This window comes from Roseivirga ehrenbergii (assembly GCF_001593005.1).
Taxonomy (GTDB): Bacteria; Bacteroidota; Bacteroidia; order Cytophagales; family Cyclobacteriaceae; genus Roseivirga; species Roseivirga ehrenbergii.
In genome coordinates this window covers 493,048-510,409 of the sequence record NZ_LQZQ01000045.1, presented here as the reverse complement: position 1 = coordinate 510,409, position 17,362 = coordinate 493,048, and the positions used below count along the sequence as shown (strand labels likewise).

Annotated in this window: 13 protein-coding genes; 4 read left to right on the top strand and 9 right to left on the bottom strand. The window is 40.9% G+C overall.

Annotated elements, in window-relative coordinates; genetic code table 11:
- Positions 1 to 12: 12 nt before the first annotated feature.
- The gene (locus MB14_RS12495) at positions 13 to 2,385 is read right to left on the bottom strand and encodes an ABC transporter permease (protein WP_062592059.1); all 2,373 of its coding nucleotides are present in this window, start codon (positions 2,383 to 2,385) and stop codon (positions 13 to 15) included.
- Between the two features lie 255 nt (positions 2,386 to 2,640).
- Between MB14_RS12495 and MB14_RS12490 the strand changes: the two genes are divergently transcribed.
- The 3 genes from MB14_RS12490 (at position 2,641) to MB14_RS12480 (ending at position 5,954) form a co-directional block, all read left to right on the top strand.
- On the top strand, positions 2,641 to 4,026 hold the full coding sequence (locus tag MB14_RS12490; protein ID WP_089082044.1) for a sigma-54-dependent transcriptional regulator: 1,386 nt from the start codon (positions 2,641 to 2,643) through the stop codon (positions 4,024 to 4,026).
- Positions 4,016 to 5,377: a sensor histidine kinase gene (locus MB14_RS12485; RefSeq protein WP_062592057.1), complete on the top strand. Its 1,362-nt coding sequence runs from the start codon at positions 4,016 to 4,018 to the stop codon at positions 5,375 to 5,377. The genes MB14_RS12490 and MB14_RS12485 overlap by 11 nt, the downstream gene beginning before the upstream one ends.
- A gap of 94 nt (positions 5,378 to 5,471) precedes the next feature.
- Positions 5,472 to 5,954, top strand: coding sequence for a hypothetical protein (locus tag MB14_RS12480; RefSeq protein ID WP_062592055.1), 483 nt, complete (start codon positions 5,472 to 5,474; stop codon positions 5,952 to 5,954).
- 259 nt (positions 5,955 to 6,213) lie between these two features.
- On the opposite strand, the gene MB14_RS12475 is transcribed toward MB14_RS12480, so the two are convergent.
- From MB14_RS12475 to MB14_RS12440, 8 genes are all read right to left on the bottom strand, one after another.
- The gene (locus tag MB14_RS12475) at positions 6,214 to 7,104 is read right to left on the bottom strand and encodes a 3-hydroxyacyl-CoA dehydrogenase (RefSeq protein ID WP_062592053.1); all 891 of its coding nucleotides are present in this window, start codon (positions 7,102 to 7,104) and stop codon (positions 6,214 to 6,216) included.
- 39 nt (positions 7,105 to 7,143) lie between these two features.
- Complete coding sequence (locus MB14_RS12470; RefSeq protein WP_062592051.1) at positions 7,144 to 8,196, bottom strand: phosphotransferase family protein; 1,053 nt, start codon at positions 8,194 to 8,196, stop codon at positions 7,144 to 7,146.
- 275 nt (positions 8,197 to 8,471) lie between these two features.
- The gene (locus MB14_RS12465; protein ID WP_062592049.1) at positions 8,472 to 9,668 is read right to left on the bottom strand and encodes an acyl-CoA dehydrogenase family protein; all 1,197 of its coding nucleotides are present in this window, start codon (positions 9,666 to 9,668) and stop codon (positions 8,472 to 8,474) included.
- Between the two features lie 118 nt (positions 9,669 to 9,786).
- The gene (locus MB14_RS12460; RefSeq protein ID WP_132643996.1) at positions 9,787 to 10,551 is read right to left on the bottom strand and encodes a hypothetical protein; all 765 of its coding nucleotides are present in this window, start codon (positions 10,549 to 10,551) and stop codon (positions 9,787 to 9,789) included.
- A gap of 11 nt (positions 10,552 to 10,562) precedes the next feature.
- The gene (locus MB14_RS12455) at positions 10,563 to 11,183 is read right to left on the bottom strand and encodes a toxin-antitoxin system YwqK family antitoxin (protein ID WP_062592045.1); all 621 of its coding nucleotides are present in this window, start codon (positions 11,181 to 11,183) and stop codon (positions 10,563 to 10,565) included.
- A 108-nt stretch (positions 11,184 to 11,291) separates the two neighbouring features.
- Positions 11,292 to 12,344, bottom strand: a complete 1,053-nt coding sequence (locus tag MB14_RS12450) for an agmatinase family protein (protein WP_062592043.1) — start codon at positions 12,342 to 12,344, stop codon at positions 11,292 to 11,294.
- 3 nt (positions 12,345 to 12,347) lie between these two features.
- Complete coding sequence (gene speE / locus MB14_RS12445) at positions 12,348 to 13,625, bottom strand: polyamine aminopropyltransferase (RefSeq protein ID WP_062592041.1); 1,278 nt, start codon at positions 13,623 to 13,625, stop codon at positions 12,348 to 12,350.
- Positions 13,626 to 13,690: 65 nt separating this feature from the next.
- Positions 13,691 to 14,188: a SixA phosphatase family protein gene (locus tag MB14_RS12440; protein ID WP_062592038.1), complete on the bottom strand. Its 498-nt coding sequence runs from the start codon at positions 14,186 to 14,188 to the stop codon at positions 13,691 to 13,693.
- A 145-nt stretch (positions 14,189 to 14,333) separates the two neighbouring features.
- Between MB14_RS12440 and topA the strand changes: the two genes are divergently transcribed.
- Positions 14,334 to 16,832: a type I DNA topoisomerase gene (gene topA, locus MB14_RS12435; protein WP_062592036.1), complete on the top strand. Its 2,499-nt coding sequence runs from the start codon at positions 14,334 to 14,336 to the stop codon at positions 16,830 to 16,832.
- Positions 16,833 to 17,362 lie beyond the last annotated feature (530 nt).

Sequence of the window (17,362 nt, the reverse complement as noted above, 5' to 3'; positions counted from 1 at the left end):
TAATGGTTGAGTTTATTCGTTTCGTAATGAATCTACTGGGTTTTTTCTGGCCGAATTAACGGACTGATAAAGCGTAGTAAGCCAAGCAAAAAGCATTACCAAGACCACTGGCAATGCAAAAAGCGGCCAATCAAGCTTAATTCTAAAAGCAAAGGTGTTGATCCAATCTTCAAGGAAATAATACACCAATGGAATCACCAATGCGGTGCTGATCAGTAGCATACGACTTATGCCACTGTTCATTAACCAAATCAAATGAATGTTTGAAGCGCCTAGTACTTTTCGAATGCTGAATTCTTTTAGGCGTTGTTCGGCCAAGAATATGGTAAGTCCAAACAAACCAAGCAATGCGATTAAAATAGCCACCCCACTAAATGTGGTAAATATGTTGGCCAAACGTTGCTCCTGCGCATATTGAGCAGCAAATTCTTGATCTAAAAACGAGTATTCAAAAGGATAAAGGTTGGCGAACTTTTCGTAAGTGGCTTGAATAGACGCAATAGTAGCTTCCATGTTTTCCGGCTTTACTTTTACATAAGCCAGATTATTATCATTGGGTTTATAAAGGTAAGCGGCTGGTGTTACTTCATCCTTCACCGAAAAGAACACAAAATCTTCCACTACCCCACCCAAATTTGGAACGCCCACATCATCCTTAAAAACATTCTTGCCCATTTTATCTTCAATCTTCCATCCACCTACTTTGGCCAAGGCTTCATTTACAATTAGAAAATCATTCCCTTCCTTACCCAATTCAGGTTGATAGAGCTTTCCTTCAAGCAGTTTTATATCGAATTTCTGAAAGAAATCTTCGTCCACTGGAAAAATAGAAATTGGAGTAACATCTTCGCTTCCATCAATTTCTAAATAAAACTGAGCCTGTCCGCCAAACACTTTTGGTCCTGCTCCTGTCATCCATTCAATTGATGGGTTTGAACTCAGTTCACTTTTAAAAGCTTTGTATGATTGTTTGATTGCTTGGTCATTCAATGGAATCATAATCACTTGTTCTTTATCAAAGCCCAAGTCTAGCCCCTTTAAATGCTTGAATTGTTGATAGATAACATTGGTAGAAATAAACAAACCAATGCAAATAAAGAACTGAACCACCACCAATACATTTCTGAAAAGCAAGCCAGACTTACCTTTGGTGACACTTCCCGATAAGATTTGAGTAGCACTGAAACGGCTAAGGAAAACAGCGGGATAAAGCCCAGCAAAAATGCCAATTCCCAAAACAGCCAATACCATAAATAAGTAGGTAAAAGGGCTCTGGTAATCAATAAATATGGAAGCACCCGCAAAAGCATTAAATGAAGGCAGAAGTATTTCGGTAAAACAAACTGAAAGTACCACAGCTATAAAGGCAAGCGCAATGGACTCGATAAAAAACTGCGTTATAATCTGACTTCTGTAGCCTCCTACTGTTTTTCTAATCCCTACTTCCTTGGCCCTTTTTAGGTATCTGGCGGTTGATAAGTTGGTGTAGTTAATACAGGCAATAAACAGAATCAGAAGCCCAACGAGTAAGTATAGCCTTATAAATTGTTTATCGCCCGTTTTCTTAAAAAATGAATATAATTTACTGAAGTAAACTTCGCTCACAGGTTCTAAACGAACACTCATGTTCTTAATATGGGGTTGAAGAAGTGTCTTGGCTTTACCTTCAACAGAAACAATGTCCGCATTTTTATCAACCTGAACGTACAAAGGAAAACCAGATAACACACCCCAATCTCTATAACGTCCATCTTCACCATACGCTTTATCTGATTGCTGTATGGGAAGAATGTACTTGAAGTCCATGTGAGTCTCTTGACCAAGATCATCAATCACCCCAATGATTTTAAATACTCCATAACCATTCAGGTTCACAGTTTGATTAATGGCATTTTCCGCAGTATCGAAGAGTTTTTCTGCCTCAGACTTCACTATTATGAGCTCACTTACAGTTTGCTGATCCAACGGCTTAGATTGTGCGAGCACATCAAAATCAAATACATCGAATAAGGAAGGGTCAGCAAAATGAAGAGACTGAATCTTAAACTTTCGTTGACCAGCTTCAATAAGTAACTCAGAAGTTTGGCCAAATCTCACTGTGTTTTTCACCTCTGGAATACCCTCTTTGAACAACTCGGCCACGGGAAATTGCGTCATCATTTCCCAATTGGGTTCAACTTCGGTAGTATCATCCCTGGCGACTAAAACTCTATAGATTTCTTCAGAATGAGTGTGATACGAATCCTTATCAAATTGCTCCCTCACATATAAGCTTAGAATGACAAAGCAGATCAAGCCTACGGTCAGTCCGAATATATTCAGAACAGAGTAAAGCTTGTTCTTTACCAGGTACCGAAATGCAATTCTAAAAAAGGAGGATAACATAAATTTTATTTAGGTTAAAACTAGAGCTATAAAATTAATCTGTAAATAACGTCAGCAGTTAACCAACTGTCATACCAAAGTTAATTAACTATATATCAATAAATTAACACAAACAACCTCTTGCTAATTGGTCGCCATCGCACTTTGCCGTCCGCCAGCGGACGGCTATATTTGTTAGTATATTCGACAAGCTTTTGATTTGCACAAGATTCAAAGACTAATGTAAACCAGTTGCAGGATGAGACAGGTTGAAAAATAGACATAATGAAACAAGGAAAAATACTAATCATAGACGACAATGAAGATTTACTAAAAGCTGCTAGAATTTATCTGAAGCGGCATTTTGGTCAAATTGATTTGGAGAAAGATCCAACGCTGATTCCTGACCTGCTCCAGAATGATGCATATGATGTGATTCTGCTCGATATGAATTTCACTCAAGATGTGAACTCAGGGCAAGAAGGTTTTCATTGGTTGGATAAAATATTAGAGATCGATCCATCCGCAGTGGTAGTGCTCATTACCGCCTTTGGTTCGGTAGATTTGGCCGTAAAAGCCATTAAAGCAGGTGCTTCTGATTTTGTCATGAAGCCATGGGAAAACGAACAACTCTTGGCCACTCTCCTTTCGTCCATCCGCTTAAGGTCGTCTAAAGAAGAGCTAAAATTGATGAAAGACCGAGAAGATACTTTGACCCAAGACCTCGATCATAAATTCAAGGAAATTATTGGCCAAAGCGGATCGATGATTCAGGTTTTCGATACCATTGATCGAGTAGCCAGCACAGATGCCAACGTTTTAGTATTGGGTGAAAATGGCACAGGTAAGGAACTGATAGCCAGATCAATTCACAGAAATTCAAAAAGAGCTGAAAAGCCATTTATCAGTGTCGACTTAGGGGCTATTTCAGAGAACTTATTTGAAAGCGAGCTCTTTGGTCATGTTCGCGGATCTTTCACCGATGCCAAAACTGATCGTGCAGGTAGGTTTGAAATCGCCAATGGAGGCACTTTGTTTTTGGATGAAATCGGCAACCTTTCGCTCCCACTTCAAGCCAAACTCTTAACCGCAGTGCAAAACAGAAAAGTGAATCGAGTGGGATCGAATAAGACGATTGATGTCGATATTCGTTTGATCTGCGCCACCAATATGCCGCTTTACGAAATGGTGCAAAAAGGAGAATTTAGGCAAGATTTACTCTATCGGATTAACACCATAGAACTGAAGTTGCCCGCTTTGAGGGAAAGAATTGAGGACATTCCCCTACTGGCTGAGCATTACCTAAAAGACTACGCTAAGAAGTATAACAAAGACATTTACAAATTTAGTGAAGCCACCCTCAAGCGCTTGGAAAAATACAGTTGGCCTGGGAATGTGCGTGAGTTACAACATGCCGTAGAGCGCGCGGTCATCATGAGTCGTGATAACATTCTTCAACCCGAAGACTTCTTTTTCAATAATAATCAGCCTGTTCGCGACAAGGATGACATTAATCTGGAACAGTTCAACTTGGAAGATGTCGAGCGAATTCTAATCAGGAAAGTATTGGCCAAACACAACGGAAATATTACCCATGCAGCTCAGGAACTGGGTTTAACTCGCTCATCCTTGTACCGAAGACTAGAGAAATATGGGCTTTAATCGCTTTAGAATATTCGTGTTGATTCGCGTTATCGTATTGTTTGTTACGGTAGCCACTTTCGTTTATTTGCTCTTCTTCGATCAGAAGTATGTTACCACAGTAGTCACTGGTTTCTTAATCATTTTCGAGGTATTTGAACTTTTTAATTACATAGAAAGTACCAATAAAAAGCTGGCTCGCTTCTTCGATGCCATCAAATACAACGACTTTAACATGAGTTTTACCCACGATAATAAACTGGGGAAAACCTTTAAAGCATTGAATCTGGCTTTCAAAGATGTAATTGACGCCATTTTGGAGGAACGTAAAAAGAGCGAACAGTCTTTTCAGCAGTTGCGTGTAGTTGTTGAAAATATTGGTACAGGAATCATCGCCATCAACGAGACCGGAGAAGTGAAACTGATCAACCGTTCTGCGCTTCATTTATTGCAGTTAGAAAGCCTAAGAAGCCTTGATGACCTTAGACAAAAAGCACCTAACTTTCACTTTACCATTACCCATCTTAACTCCTCTAAAAGAGCAGCTTACAAAAATGAAAAAGGACAGGAATTGGTAATTCTCGAAACCATGTACAAACTGGGTGGCGAGCTTTACAGATTGATCGCCCTGCAAGACATTAAGGCGGAATTACAAGCCAAAGAACTAGAAGCTTGGCAGAACCTGACCAAAGTGCTTCGGCACGAAATCATGAATTCCATAGCCCCTATTTCTTCGCTTACTTCTACCCTAAGCGAGGTGTTGAAGGAAGACGTAATTAAGAAAAACGGACTCAACACCATTGAAGATGAAAGCTTGGAGGATCTTACCGAAGGCTTGAGCACCATTTCTAGCCGTAGTGAAGGCCTCATCAATTTTGTAAACGCCTATCGCGATTACACCAACCTACCAGAACCCGACAAGCGTCCAACGGATATCAAGTCATTAGTGCAAAACACGACAGCCTTACTCAAAAATGATTTCATTAAAGCAAATGTAGCCTTGGAAGTAATTCACGCTGACACCTCAATTGAACTGAATATCGATTATCAGTTGATTGAACAGGTGCTGATTAATATTCTGAAAAACGCCTTAGAAGTAGTTGAAAACAAAGAAAATGCTAAAGTGAAACTAGAAACGAGCGTGAATGAAGGATTAGTGACTGTATCAATTAGCGACAATGGCGCGGGCATTACCCCTGAAGCCACTGAGAAGATTTTCATGCCTTTCTTCTCTACCAAAAACAGAGGTTCGGGTATTGGTCTCAGCCTTTCTAAACAGATTATGCAGTTGCATGGTGGAGATATTCAGCTAGAAACTGAACTGGGTAAAGGTGCTACTTTTAGAATGGTTTTTCATCATACTGCCTTATAATCATATCTTTCAAGTGTCATAGCAATCATTTCTGCACACCACAGCCTGAAACTGTTCACAAACGGTTTTTCTTTTCGTTACTTTAGGCTTAGAGATGAAGTTATTCCAAAAAAAATCTTATCAATTTGAAACATTACTTGATCAGCAAGAACTGGATCAGCGCTTAAATACAAACTTAAAAAATAGTACCAATCTGGTTTCTAGCTATACAGGAAAACCATTCACCGGATATAAAGAAGGTAATATTTATAGAATTGTATCATCAACACCTGGTTTCGGAGCTATTTCTGTTTGCGAATTAAACTTAACACTAGAGAAGAACTCAATAAGAGCCTTGTTCAGAGTTAATAATGGTTTTAAGGTACTCTTCTTTTTCTGGTTAATTGGAGCCAGCTGTGGACTGGGAATATTATTAGTCTCAATCGATATTTGGATGACTAGACTACTGTTTATTTTTATTGTATTTCCAATTTGTGTTTTTCTATTTCTAAAGATGATTGGTCTTTTTGAGAGAGTTTCAAGAGAGTTCCTAATCAGGAAACTGGAAAAGTATCTTGACCTGAAACCTATGAGTTAGGAACATCCCTTTTGATTTTGACGAAGGAAGTAGAAACAACTTCACATCTCGAACATATTAGATCCTTCGTACCTCAGGATGAAAAGCATTGTGCGTTTAATGATGGTTGGACTCGTTTTTACCTTGTCCAGTTCATTCTAGCAAAACGTAGTTAAGCGTTTACTTCAGCTCCAATCGTTGATTGAAAGTGAACTGCCTATTTTCTTTTTCTGAGGTACGAAGGATCTAAAACTTCTACCCTATAGAAAACAGGATGCTGTCAAACAAACCCCTCTTCCTTAAACCTTGGGTTCGGATAAGTATAAAAGCCCTCCCCTGTTTTTACGCCCAGTTTACCGGCATCAATATAGCTTTTCAGCAAGGCAGCAAAGGCTTGACTTTTTTTATCGGGTTGACTGCTGGTGATATGCCAAGCCGTATCTAGCCCCACCGTGTCTAAAATTCCAAATGGCCCCATTTCCATTTTAAAGTTGCCCATCCAACTTCTGTCAATATCTTCAATAGAACCAATGTCCAAAGTTCTGAGTGAACCTGCGGCCCCTAAAAGCGCCATCAGCATGTAGTTGAAGATGTAACCCGTGTTTTCCTTTTGAACGAAGACTGGCGTTTGCCAAAGCTTCTCGCCTAATTCCATCAATAAATCATTGATCCAAGATGCTGTACCCGCATGCGGCATTACGTCCACCACATTGGAATAAAATACATCATGGAAATGGAAGTTGCAGAAGCGCTCAGGTCGGCCAGAAGCATCTGCTATTTGTGAACCAAGTAAATAGGAAGTATTGGTCGTGAAAAGCGTCTTTTCAGGGCAGAGCGCACCAAACTTCGCCCAAACTTTACGCTTCAGTTCGAGGTTTTCAGTCACAGATTCGCTCAGGAAGTCGGCATCATCTGCCGCAGCTTCAGGGTCAGTAGTGAAAGTCAAACGGCCTTTGGCTTCCTCAGCTTGTGCCTCAGTAAGCTTTTCATTCCTAATCAACATTTTAAGAATGCTGGCCTGAGTTTTAATGGCAGTATCGAGTGCTTTCTCTGAAATATCATAAATGGTAGTTTCAAAACCACTGATGGCGCATTGCAGCCCTACCCTTAAACCAAGCGTTCCAGCACCCAGAATAAGCACTTTATTGATGTCTTCTATTTTTAGTTGCATGTTGTCAGTTCAATGTATAATGTTCAAAGAATTACAATTCTAGATCTTCCCTTTTTCCAAAGCCTTTACCGCATTGGCACCACAGGCTTTAACGGCATAAATCAAATTTGCAAAACGTGGATCTTGTGTCAGTCCTTTTTTATAGCGGGCGTAAATCTGCTGAATAATCACACCGATTTTAAATGCTCCAAAAACATAGTAAAACACTTGATCCTTCAGGTCGAAGCCTGTTTTTTCCGCATAGCGTTCTACCAATTCATTTCGGGTATAATTGCCCGGCAACCAAGTGAGGCTGAAAGGTTTTAAAGCGTCAGAATCATCGGCTTGTGCCCAATAGGCCAAGGAAGTACCTAAATCCATTAGCGGATTGCCCACAGTAGACATTTCCCAATCCAGTACCGCAATAATTTCGTCTAGTTTATCGGGGTTCAATACGAGGTTATCGTATTTATAGTCGTTGTGAATAAAGCTAACATACTTCTGCTCCGGAATGTGCTTTTGCAGCCATTCGGCCACCTCATCCATATGAGGCAGCTTATCGGTTTCGGATTTATAATAGCGTCCAACCCAGCCTTCCACCTGTCGTTGGGTATAGCCCTCAGGTTTACCGAAATCAGCCAAACCAGCAGCAGTTAAATCCATGGTGTGAAGATCTGCCAAGTTATCAATGCAGGCTTCAGAAATGGACCGCATTAATTCAGGTTTGAGCTCAATGTCTTTTGGTGGTCGACTGCGTAAAATCACGCCTTTCACACGCTCCATAAGGTAGAAATCCGCTCCCATCACCGAATGGTTGTCGCAAAACAATACAGGCTTGGGTACTTTGGAATACACCGGTTTGAGGGCAGAAAGTACCCGAAACTCTCTGTGCATATCATGTCCGCCTTTGATATTCGCTCCAAATGGCGGACGCCTCAATACATATTCTTTTTCGCCTGTTTTGATCAAATAGGTAAGGTTAGAAAAACCACTAGGGAATTGAGAGACTTCTAGATTTCCAGAAAACCCTGTTAAGTGGTCACCCAAGTATTCTGTCAGCTTTGTGAGGTCTAACTCCTCTCCTTTCCTGATGTCTTTTGCCTTATCAATCATTGGTTAGTTTAATAGTTATTGGTTGGTTTAATAGTTATTGGTTATTGGTCAATAGTCAATAATGAAAACTCAAGAAAACGCCAATTGAACCGTCATTGCGAGAAAATTTTCTTGCGATAGCAAAGAAAAGTGACGAAGCAATCTCATAGAACAAACAGATTGCCGCGTCATGAAACCTTGTTAACACAGGTTTCATTTCTCGCAATGTCGGCTACTTTATACTTTGGTCTTCTAACTTCTGCCTTCGGTCTTCCCACTTCTTACTTCCAGCTTGTTCACATCCCATACCCCTTCAAAATCGCCTTGGCCAAACTGGCTTTATGCACTTCGTCTGGGCCATCGTAAATTCTTGCACCACGCTCATGTCTGTACCAAAACGAAAGCAAAGTATCATCGGTAATGCCCAAAGCTCCATGTACCTGAATGGCACGATCGAGCACTTTCATCAGCACATCCGCCACATAAAATTTGATAGTAGAAATCTCTAAACGCGATCCTTTAGACCCCTCATTATCAATCTTTTGCGCAGCATGAAGTACCATATACCTTGAAGCATTTATCTCCGCCCTACTTTCTGCAATCCAGTTTTGAACAGTTTGTTGGTGCCCCAACATTCTGCCGTCTCTTAATTCTCTTGAAGCCGCCCTACTGCACATCATATCGAAGGCACGTTCGCAGATACCAATCCAGCGCATGCAGTGGTGAATTCGGCCTGGGCCTAAACGCTGCTGCGCCAACATAAAGCCACTACCCATTTCGCCAATCAGATTACTTTTTGGTACACGGCAATTCACATAGTGGATTTCGGCATGACTCAAATAGCCTTCTCCCATATCGCCCATAATGGGTATATTTCGGGTGAGCTCAAACCCTGGCGTATCTGTAGGCACTACAATCATGCTGGCCCTTTTGTGCGGTTCCGCATCGGGATTGGTCACTGCCATTACAATAGCAAAAGCAGCCCCATCAGCCGCGGTGGTGAACCATTTATGGCCGTTGATGATGAACTCATCTCCATCCAAAACGGCTGTGGTGCCCATATTCACGGGGTTTGAACCCGCAAAATCTGGCTCGGTCATGGAAAAGCAGCTTCTGATTTCACCTTTCATTAAAGGCGCTAAGTATTTTTCTTTCAATTCGGCCGAAGCAAATTGATGCATCAGTTCAATATTACCAATGTCTGGCGCTTGGCAGTTGAGCACATAGTGCCCCAACGGAGTTCTGCCTAACAGTTCTGATAACTGTCCAAATTCAGTGAGCGTTAAACCCGCTCCGCCTTCTTCTTCAGAAAGATAAGGTGCCCAAAGTCCCAATTCTTTCGCCTTTTCGCGCTTGGCTTTCAAAATATGGTTCACTTCATCCCAAGGGTCTTTCAAAAAATAGAGTTCCGAAGGGTACAATTCTTCCTCTATAAACTGCTTTACTTTAGGGTAAAGGGCTTTTAATTTATCGGTAGCGAATAGTTCGGTCATCTGCTATTAGTTATTGGTTATTCGTTATTAGTTAAGTGGGATCAGTAAATCGGTGATCAGGGAATATTTTATAAGGTAGTTGATCTTTCGTTTCTTAACAAAAACAACTCGTTTCTCATTAAGATATCCATACGGTCGCGGTTTGGATAATTGTCCAGCGACCATCCACTTTTTCAACAAAAACCAAATTACCTTTTCCACACAGCCTACCACAGCTTAGGGTATAATAAAAACATCCTCGGTCAAAAGCATCATTGAAAACCACTTTTGAAAATGACATAGACGAATCAGCATTAATACCTAAACTCTTTGATTCATAGACCAAATCAAACTTCAGCTTGACCTTCTTAAGGTCAAAAAATATAGGCTTACGCTTATCTAAATTTTCAAATCTCAGAACTGATCGCCAAGTACTATCTAGGCTATAATTTCTAATCAAGTCTTGATTGGTTGAAATATCCTTGCCTGATTCAGAAAGATACCTTTCTGGAAAGTTGGATAAGGAATCTGCTACGACAACAATGAGGCTAGAGTCGGCTTCTGATAGTTCTAAACTCTGAAGATGGTCATTGTAATCTCTTTCATATTTAGCCCAATCAAACGCCTCATATGCTTCTAATAATTGACTTCTCTCTGTTTCCACAGAATCAAAGCTGATTTCCAAACGATTCGAAAAAAGTGCTTCGTTGTTAATTGAATCAGGATGAATAGGTCTATAAGGGGGTATGGCTCGTTTGATGACAGACAAATTAGACTCGATAAGCTCTTCAAAAACCTCACTTATCACTTCGACAGAGGAATCTGGTTTTTGAGATGAACAGCCAGTGTTGCTGAAAAGCAGCAGCAAAAACATTAAGCCATATATTGAATGTTTGCTTTTCATCAAGCGAAGTATTAATGCTTAATCACTTCTCTATCTTCCAATTTACCCATTTCATCATAGGTTCGGATGATTGTTTTTCTTTTTCGATTCTTGTGAATTTCGTAAAACCAGAGTTCACCGTTGTCATCATAGTGTTCGACCCTTTTATAATCACTCCCATTCTCACTATAGAATCGCTTTTCTTTTAAAACTCCACTCGAATTATAATCTGAAATCAATGATGGCAAGCCATCCGAAAACTCGCCTATCATCCTTAAAGAGCCGTCCTTACGGTAGTCTTCTTCATAACCATTGGCGATTTCGGAGCAGTTTAAATAAGTAAATTCTGAAGAGTGTAACGCCCCAGTTGTGGCCATTCCAATATTTGGAATCTCTAAAGTGTCTAAAATTGGAGAGTCAGAAATATCAATCGGAATAGAAAAGACAGAGTACCATTCCCATCTGAGAATAGAAGAGCTACCAAAATATTCACCCTTCTTTTCAACCATCAACTTTGACCCTTCTGATTTTAAATCACCCCATTCTTCACTATAACTATAAAGTTCGAACTCTAAACTCAGAACGGAATCCTTACAGGCATCGTAGAAATACAGTTCGACTGAGGTTTGAGCACTAACCTTTAAAGAAATCAACAAGAGGAATATGATACAGATGATTCTCACTTCAAGACATAAAAAAATCCCAAACTTATTGAAGTAAGGGATTCTAAACTCTTAAACCAAGAATTGTATTTGGTATAATCAATTCAATTTTAGCATTTCTTTGCTCGCGGCCATCAGGTTGATCATTCTGTAAAGCGCTCTGGCGCCCACATTAGCATCCCATTCATCTTCGCTAGGTGAAACCTCATTCAGGTCGCAACCAATGATTGTACGCCCTGACTTGACCACCTGCTTGATTAAATACATTACCTGCTCCAAATCAAAACCTCCTGGCACTGGCGTTCCCGTATTCGGACAAAGTTTTGGGTCAAGGCCATCTATATCGAATGAAATATAAACCTGCTGCGGAAGTTCATTGATGATCTCTTCGCACTGCGAGGCCCAAGTTTTTCCTACGTATTGGTCGTGTTTTAACTGCTGATCGAAGAATGTAACCACTCGTCCATTTGAATTGGCGATAAGCTGCTGTTCTTCATCACAGAAATCACGAATACCTACCTGCACCAATTTGGTTAACTCCTTAATTTTAAGCGCATTCGTCATGATACTGGCATGAGAAAACTCAAAACCTTCATAGGCCTCACGTAAATCGGCATGAGCATCGATTTGAAGCAAACCGAAGTCGCCATAGTGTTTCGCGCAAGCTTGGAAATGGCCCAATGGAGTACTGTGGTCGCCACCGACTAAAATGGTGGTTTTTCCCTGCGACAGCCAATATTCCGACTGTTGCTTTACGTATTCCATCAACTGATGCGTTTCCTTGTTGATTTCGGCCAAAATAGCCTCCATCTCTTCACGCTCTGCTTCATCGCTGCCTTCTTCCAACCAAGCAATATATTCTTCCGATTTTTCGCGCAATTCGCTTCCTAACGAGTACCAAACTTCAGGAATATCGGCCATGGCCACTCCCAGTTTCCAAGGTTCTGCAATGTCTAACTGACTAAAGTCGATTTGAGAAGAAGCTTCTAAAATGGCTTCTGGCCCATCTGCTGTACCCGCTCCATAAGATACGGTAACGTCCCAAGGCACTGGAATCACCACTACTTTGGCAGAATCGGTATCAAAAGGCAACCCGAAAAGGGTGCCCTTTACGCCTACATCATTAGGATTAAAATTGTCTATATCGGCCATAAATTAACTGATCATTTCAGCTACAAAACTAGGCAAAGCAAAGGCAGCTTGGTGAATGCCTTCGTTATAATATTTCAAACCATGCTTTTTAGCAAAAGCCTTGCTCTCCTCTGCGTTGAAATCCTTTAATGGATGTGCTTTTCCTTTAGAAGAATAAGAGAACGACCACATACCCGTTGGATAAGTCGGGATGTAAGCCAAGTAGCAATGCACTTGATCTTGTCCGAAAATAGAACGGTACACTTGGTAAATTTCTCTGAATACTTTGCTGTTGAATCGAGGGGATTCACTTTGCGTAACCATAATTCCGTCATCGCTCAAAATACGGTACACTTCTTTGTAGAATTCAACCGTAAACAAACCTTCTGCAGGCCCAACCGGATCGGTAGAGTCTACAATTACAATATCGAAAGAACCATCTGCAGCATCTTTCACATATTTGATTCCGTCATCTACAATCAGGTTCAATTTTGGATTATCGAAAGCCGAAGCGATGCCCGGTAAATGCTCTTTGCAAGCCTCAATTACTTTGTCGTCAATTTCTACCATTACTACTTCATCGTAGCCATCGTGGCGCAATAATTCGCGGGCAGTACCCCCATCTCCACCACCAATCACCAAAGCTCTTTTTGGCTTAGGGTGTGTTAAAGTAGGAATGTGTGTAATCATTTCGTGGTACACATACTCATCTTTTTCGCTGGTCATTACCATGCCGTCCAAAGTAAGTAGGTTACCGTAAGCCTGTGTTTTATATACTTCTACTTTCTGAAAATCAGACTGTACATCGTAAAGCTTTCCATCATGCTTTAAAGAAAGCGCTATTTTATCGTCACGTTCCGTAAACCATACATCTCTGGTACGGATTGGACTGCCTTCTTCGCTGCTTTTTTCATCGCGCATGGCCTTTATATCGAAATCTCTTTCTTTCAAAAGCGCCTTCTCTCCTCTTAATAACTCAACGGCCGAACCATGCCCGGCTTCAAATTTTTCTTTAAGAATTTGATAAGCTACCCAAGGATTTACGGTATCGCCACAAGTAAAAATATCTACTGAAGCATAACCGTATTCTGGCCAAGTATGAATAGCCAAATGGCTTTCTTGAATAACCACAACACCCGATACGCCATAGGGCGAAAAATGATGGAACGTAGAATTAATAATGGTTGCACCTGCATCTTCCGCAGCGCCTTCCATACTTTTTTCGATGTGTACTACATCGTTTAAAATTTCTGATGAGCAGTTGTAATACTCGACAATGATGTGTCTACCCAATGAAGCCATTTAATATAATTTTTGCACAAATATGAGGTCTTCATTTTAAACGCACTAAAACAAAATAAAAAAACTTACTTCGAGTTCATTCCAGGATAGTAGTAATCTTTGGTTTCGGCCATTCCTCCCGACACTTCTTCCCATTGATCTGCCGACACTTGAAGCCACGCGCATCCTGCCGTTACAAAGCCTCCTTGCGAGTCGCCAGTAAGGTATTCGTACAAATGGCTAATGGATGGATTATGAGCCAAAATCGCCACATTTTGAAAAATATTATCTACTCGGTTTACAGCCGCCATCATCACATTACGGGTGGCTTCATAGTATTCTTCAGACGATATTATGCGTGGCGAAATTTCTAACTGCTGTATGATTTCGGCACAGGTTTGTAAAGTGCGCACCGATGGACTAGTATATATAGTATCTATTTTAAAAGGAAGTCTTTGCAAGTACTCGCCCAACAAAGCCGATTCACTTTTCCCTTTCTCACTTAACCTTCTTTCGAAATCACGCTCGTTTCTTTGCGGCATTTGCGCATCGGCATGTCTAATTAATAAAAGATTCTTAACCATTCTTCCTCCTCCTTAGTTACGGTTGCTACAACGTGTTTTTTACCTTCTTCATATAAATACATGTAGGGTAAAAATGGTTTCGTTTGTTTTTTTGAAACATTTATGCCCATCTTTGGCGCGGTCAAAATTAAAAAATCACCAATTTATGTCTAAAAATCTAGTCATTGTAGAGTCCCCAGCGAAGGCCAAAACCATCGAAGGTTTCCTTGGAAAAGATTACAAAGTTGTATCAAGTTATGGACATATACGTGACTTACCTAAAGGTAATAAAGCCATAGACATAGCCAATGGTTTTAAGCCAACTTACGAGGTAACGGCCGACAAAAAAGAGGTGATAAAAACCTTGAAGAAATTGGTCAAAGAATCGCAAATGATCTATCTAGCGAGTGATGATGACCGCGAAGGAGAGGCCATTAGCTGGCACTTAAAAGAAGCCCTAAAACTTAAAGATGATAACACGAAACGTATCGTTTTTCGTGAAATTACTAAAACCGCTATTCAAAAGGCAATTGACAACCCCAGAACAATTGACATTGATTTAGTAGATGCGCAACAGGCCCGTAGAATCCTTGACCGACTCGTGGGTTTTGAGCTATCGCCAGTGCTTTGGAAAAAAATAAAACGTGGCCTTTCTGCCGGTCGTGTGCAATCGGTTGCTGTGCGCATGGTGGTAGAAAGAGAGCGTGAAATAGAACAGTTCACCCCGGTTTCTTCTTATAAAATAACCGCCATTTTCAACTTAGGCGATGGCGTTGAATTAAAAGCTGAACTTCCTTCAAAATTCAATAGCGAAAACGAAGCCCACGAATTTTTAAAAGGTTGTGTAGGTGCGAAATATTCAATTCTAGACTTACAGAAAAAACCAGCCAAGCGTTCACCAGCGCCTCCATTTACTACTTCTACACTTCAGCAAGAAGCCAGTAGAAAGCTCGGCTATTCGGTGTCGCGAACCATGTCGTTAGCACAAAAGCTATATGAGGCAGGTAAGATCTCATACATGAGAACAGATTCATTGAACCTTTCTGATGATGCGATAAAAAGCGCTGTAGGTGAAATTTCTTCTGCCTATGGTAAAGAATTCGTAGAAACCAGAAAATTCAAAACCAAGTCGCAATCGGCCCAAGAGGCCCACGAAGCTATTCGCCCAACGAACTTTGCTACGCACACCGCTGGCGCAAATTATGACGAACAAAGGCTTTACGACCTGATTTGGAAACGCGCCATTGCCTCACAAATGGCCGATGCTCAATTGGAAAAAACTACGGCTTCAATTGCCATTTCTACCCGAAAAGAAACCCTTTCTGCTTATGGTGAAGTAATCAAATTTGAAGGCTTCTTAAAAGTTTACATCGAATCGACAGACGATGAAGATGGCACCAACGAAGCCAAAGGAATGCTGCCTCCATTAACAGTAGGTCAAACTTTGGAACTAAGTCATATGACAGCCAAAGAAGGTTTTTCTCGTCATGCGGCCAGGTTTACAGAAGCCAGTTTGGTAAAGCAGTTAGAAGAAATGGGTATTGGTCGTCCGTCTACTTATGCCCCTACTATTTCTACTATTCAAAAAAGAGAATATGTAGTGAAGGAAAACCGTGAGGGCGTAGAAAGAAATTACCAGGAATTGGTTTTAGCGAACGATAACATCAAAGTAAAAACCAGGACAGAAATTACTGGAGCCGAAAAAATGAAGCTCTTCCCTACCAATATGGCCATGATTGTAAATGACTTTTTGGTAGAGCATTTCCCGAATGTGATCGATTTTTCTTTTACGGCTAAGGTAGAAGAGCAATTTGATGAAATTGCTAGTGGTAAGCAGGAATGGCCAAAGATGATTGCGGCCTTTTACGGAGATTTCCACCAAAAAGTAGAAGACACTGAACAGCTGAACAGGTCAGACATTAGCTCATCTCGCGAATTGGGTATCGATCCAGAGAGTGGAAAACCCTTGATCGTTCGTATGGGTAAATTTGGGCCTATGGCTCAAATTGGAGAGGCCGACCCTGACGATGAATCAGCCGAAAAACCAAAATATGCCAGCCTTAGAAAAGGCCAGTTTATCGAAAGCATTACGTTTGAAGAAGCGCTCGACTTGTTTAAACTACCACGCACGGTAGGCATGTACAAGGACAAAGAAATTATTGCCGCCATTGGGCGTTTTGGGCCTTATGTAAAGTATGAGGATAGTTTTGTTTCATTGCCAAAAGGTGTTGATCCTTTGGATGTTGAATTGGATGAAGCCATCTCGTACATTAAGGAAAAACTGGACGCGGACGCCCCTATTTATACTTACAAAGGATTGCCTGTTCAGAAAGGGAAAGGGCGTTTTGGGCCATTTATCAAATGGAACGATATGTTTATCAATGTCAACAAGAAGTACGACTGGGATAATTTATCTGATAATGACATTGTTGAATTGATTGAAGATAAAATCCAGAAGGAAATTGACAAGGTGGTTCATAACTGGGAAGATGCCGGAATCAGGGTAGAGAAAGCCCGTTGGGGACGGCACAACATCATTAAAGGAAAAACCAAGGTTGAGCTTGCTAAAAACGTAGATGTTACCGACATGACGCTAGAACAAGCCAAAGCCGAAATAGAAAAGGCCGCTCCAAAGAAAAAAACTACAAGAGCCAAGAAGAAGTAAAGAGAACTAAAAAGCATTCCAGACCTGTCAGATTTAAAACCTGACAGGTCTTTTTTTGTGAAGATAACCTACCTGCTACTTAAAACCCTCAATCGAAGCGCCATTGCGAGAAATAAGCGTTGCGATAGCAAAAGCTTATGACGAAGCAATCTCTAGTACTACAATCCAACATTAAGATTGCTTCACGTAAACGTCATCACTTCGAAGAACTGCGGCAGGTTCGCAATGACGACAAAATTGGCCGTCACTGTGAGACGTAGTCCATGCGGTAGCTATGGGCTTTAACAAAGCAGTCTCTAGACAGCAGTTTCTGTAATATGAAATTGAGATTGATTCACTTCATCGTAACCGCTCCTAACCGCAAACCCTCAATCGAAGCGTCACTGCGAGAAATAAGCGTTGCGACAGCAAAAGCTTATGACGAAGCAATCTCTAGTACTACAATCCAACATTAAGATTGCTTCACGTAAACGTCATCACTTCGAAGAACAGCGGCAGGTTCGCAATGACGGTTAACGCAGACTTTCTCA

Excerpts from the sequence above, each read along its gene's own strand:
- MB14_RS12495 (WP_062592059.1), bottom strand. The coding sequence starts at position 2,385 with ATGTTATCCTCCTTTTTTAGAATTGCATTTCGGTACCTGGTAAAGAAC.
- MB14_RS12460 (WP_132643996.1), bottom strand. The coding sequence starts at position 10,551 with ATGAAAAGCAAACATTCAATATATGGCTTAATGTTTTTGCTGCTGCTT.
- MB14_RS12440 (WP_062592038.1), bottom strand. The coding sequence starts at position 14,188 with ATGGTTAAGAATCTTTTATTAATTAGACATGCCGATGCGCAAATGCCG.
- MB14_RS12480 (WP_062592055.1), top strand. The coding sequence starts at position 5,472 with ATGAAGTTATTCCAAAAAAAATCTTATCAATTTGAAACATTACTTGAT.
- MB14_RS12450 (WP_062592043.1), bottom strand. The coding sequence starts at position 12,344 with ATGGCCGATATAGACAATTTTAATCCTAATGATGTAGGCGTAAAGGGC.
- MB14_RS12470 (WP_062592051.1), bottom strand. The coding sequence starts at position 8,196 with ATGATTGATAAGGCAAAAGACATCAGGAAAGGAGAGGAGTTAGACCTC.
- MB14_RS12465 (WP_062592049.1), bottom strand. The coding sequence starts at position 9,668 with ATGACCGAACTATTCGCTACCGATAAATTAAAAGCCCTTTACCCTAAA.
- speE (WP_062592041.1), bottom strand. The coding sequence starts at position 13,625 with ATGGCTTCATTGGGTAGACACATCATTGTCGAGTATTACAACTGCTCA.
- topA (WP_062592036.1), top strand. The coding sequence starts at position 14,334 with ATGTCTAAAAATCTAGTCATTGTAGAGTCCCCAGCGAAGGCCAAAACC.
- MB14_RS12485 (WP_062592057.1), top strand. The coding sequence starts at position 4,016 with ATGGGCTTTAATCGCTTTAGAATATTCGTGTTGATTCGCGTTATCGTA.
- MB14_RS12475 (WP_062592053.1), bottom strand. The coding sequence starts at position 7,104 with ATGCAACTAAAAATAGAAGACATCAATAAAGTGCTTATTCTGGGTGCT.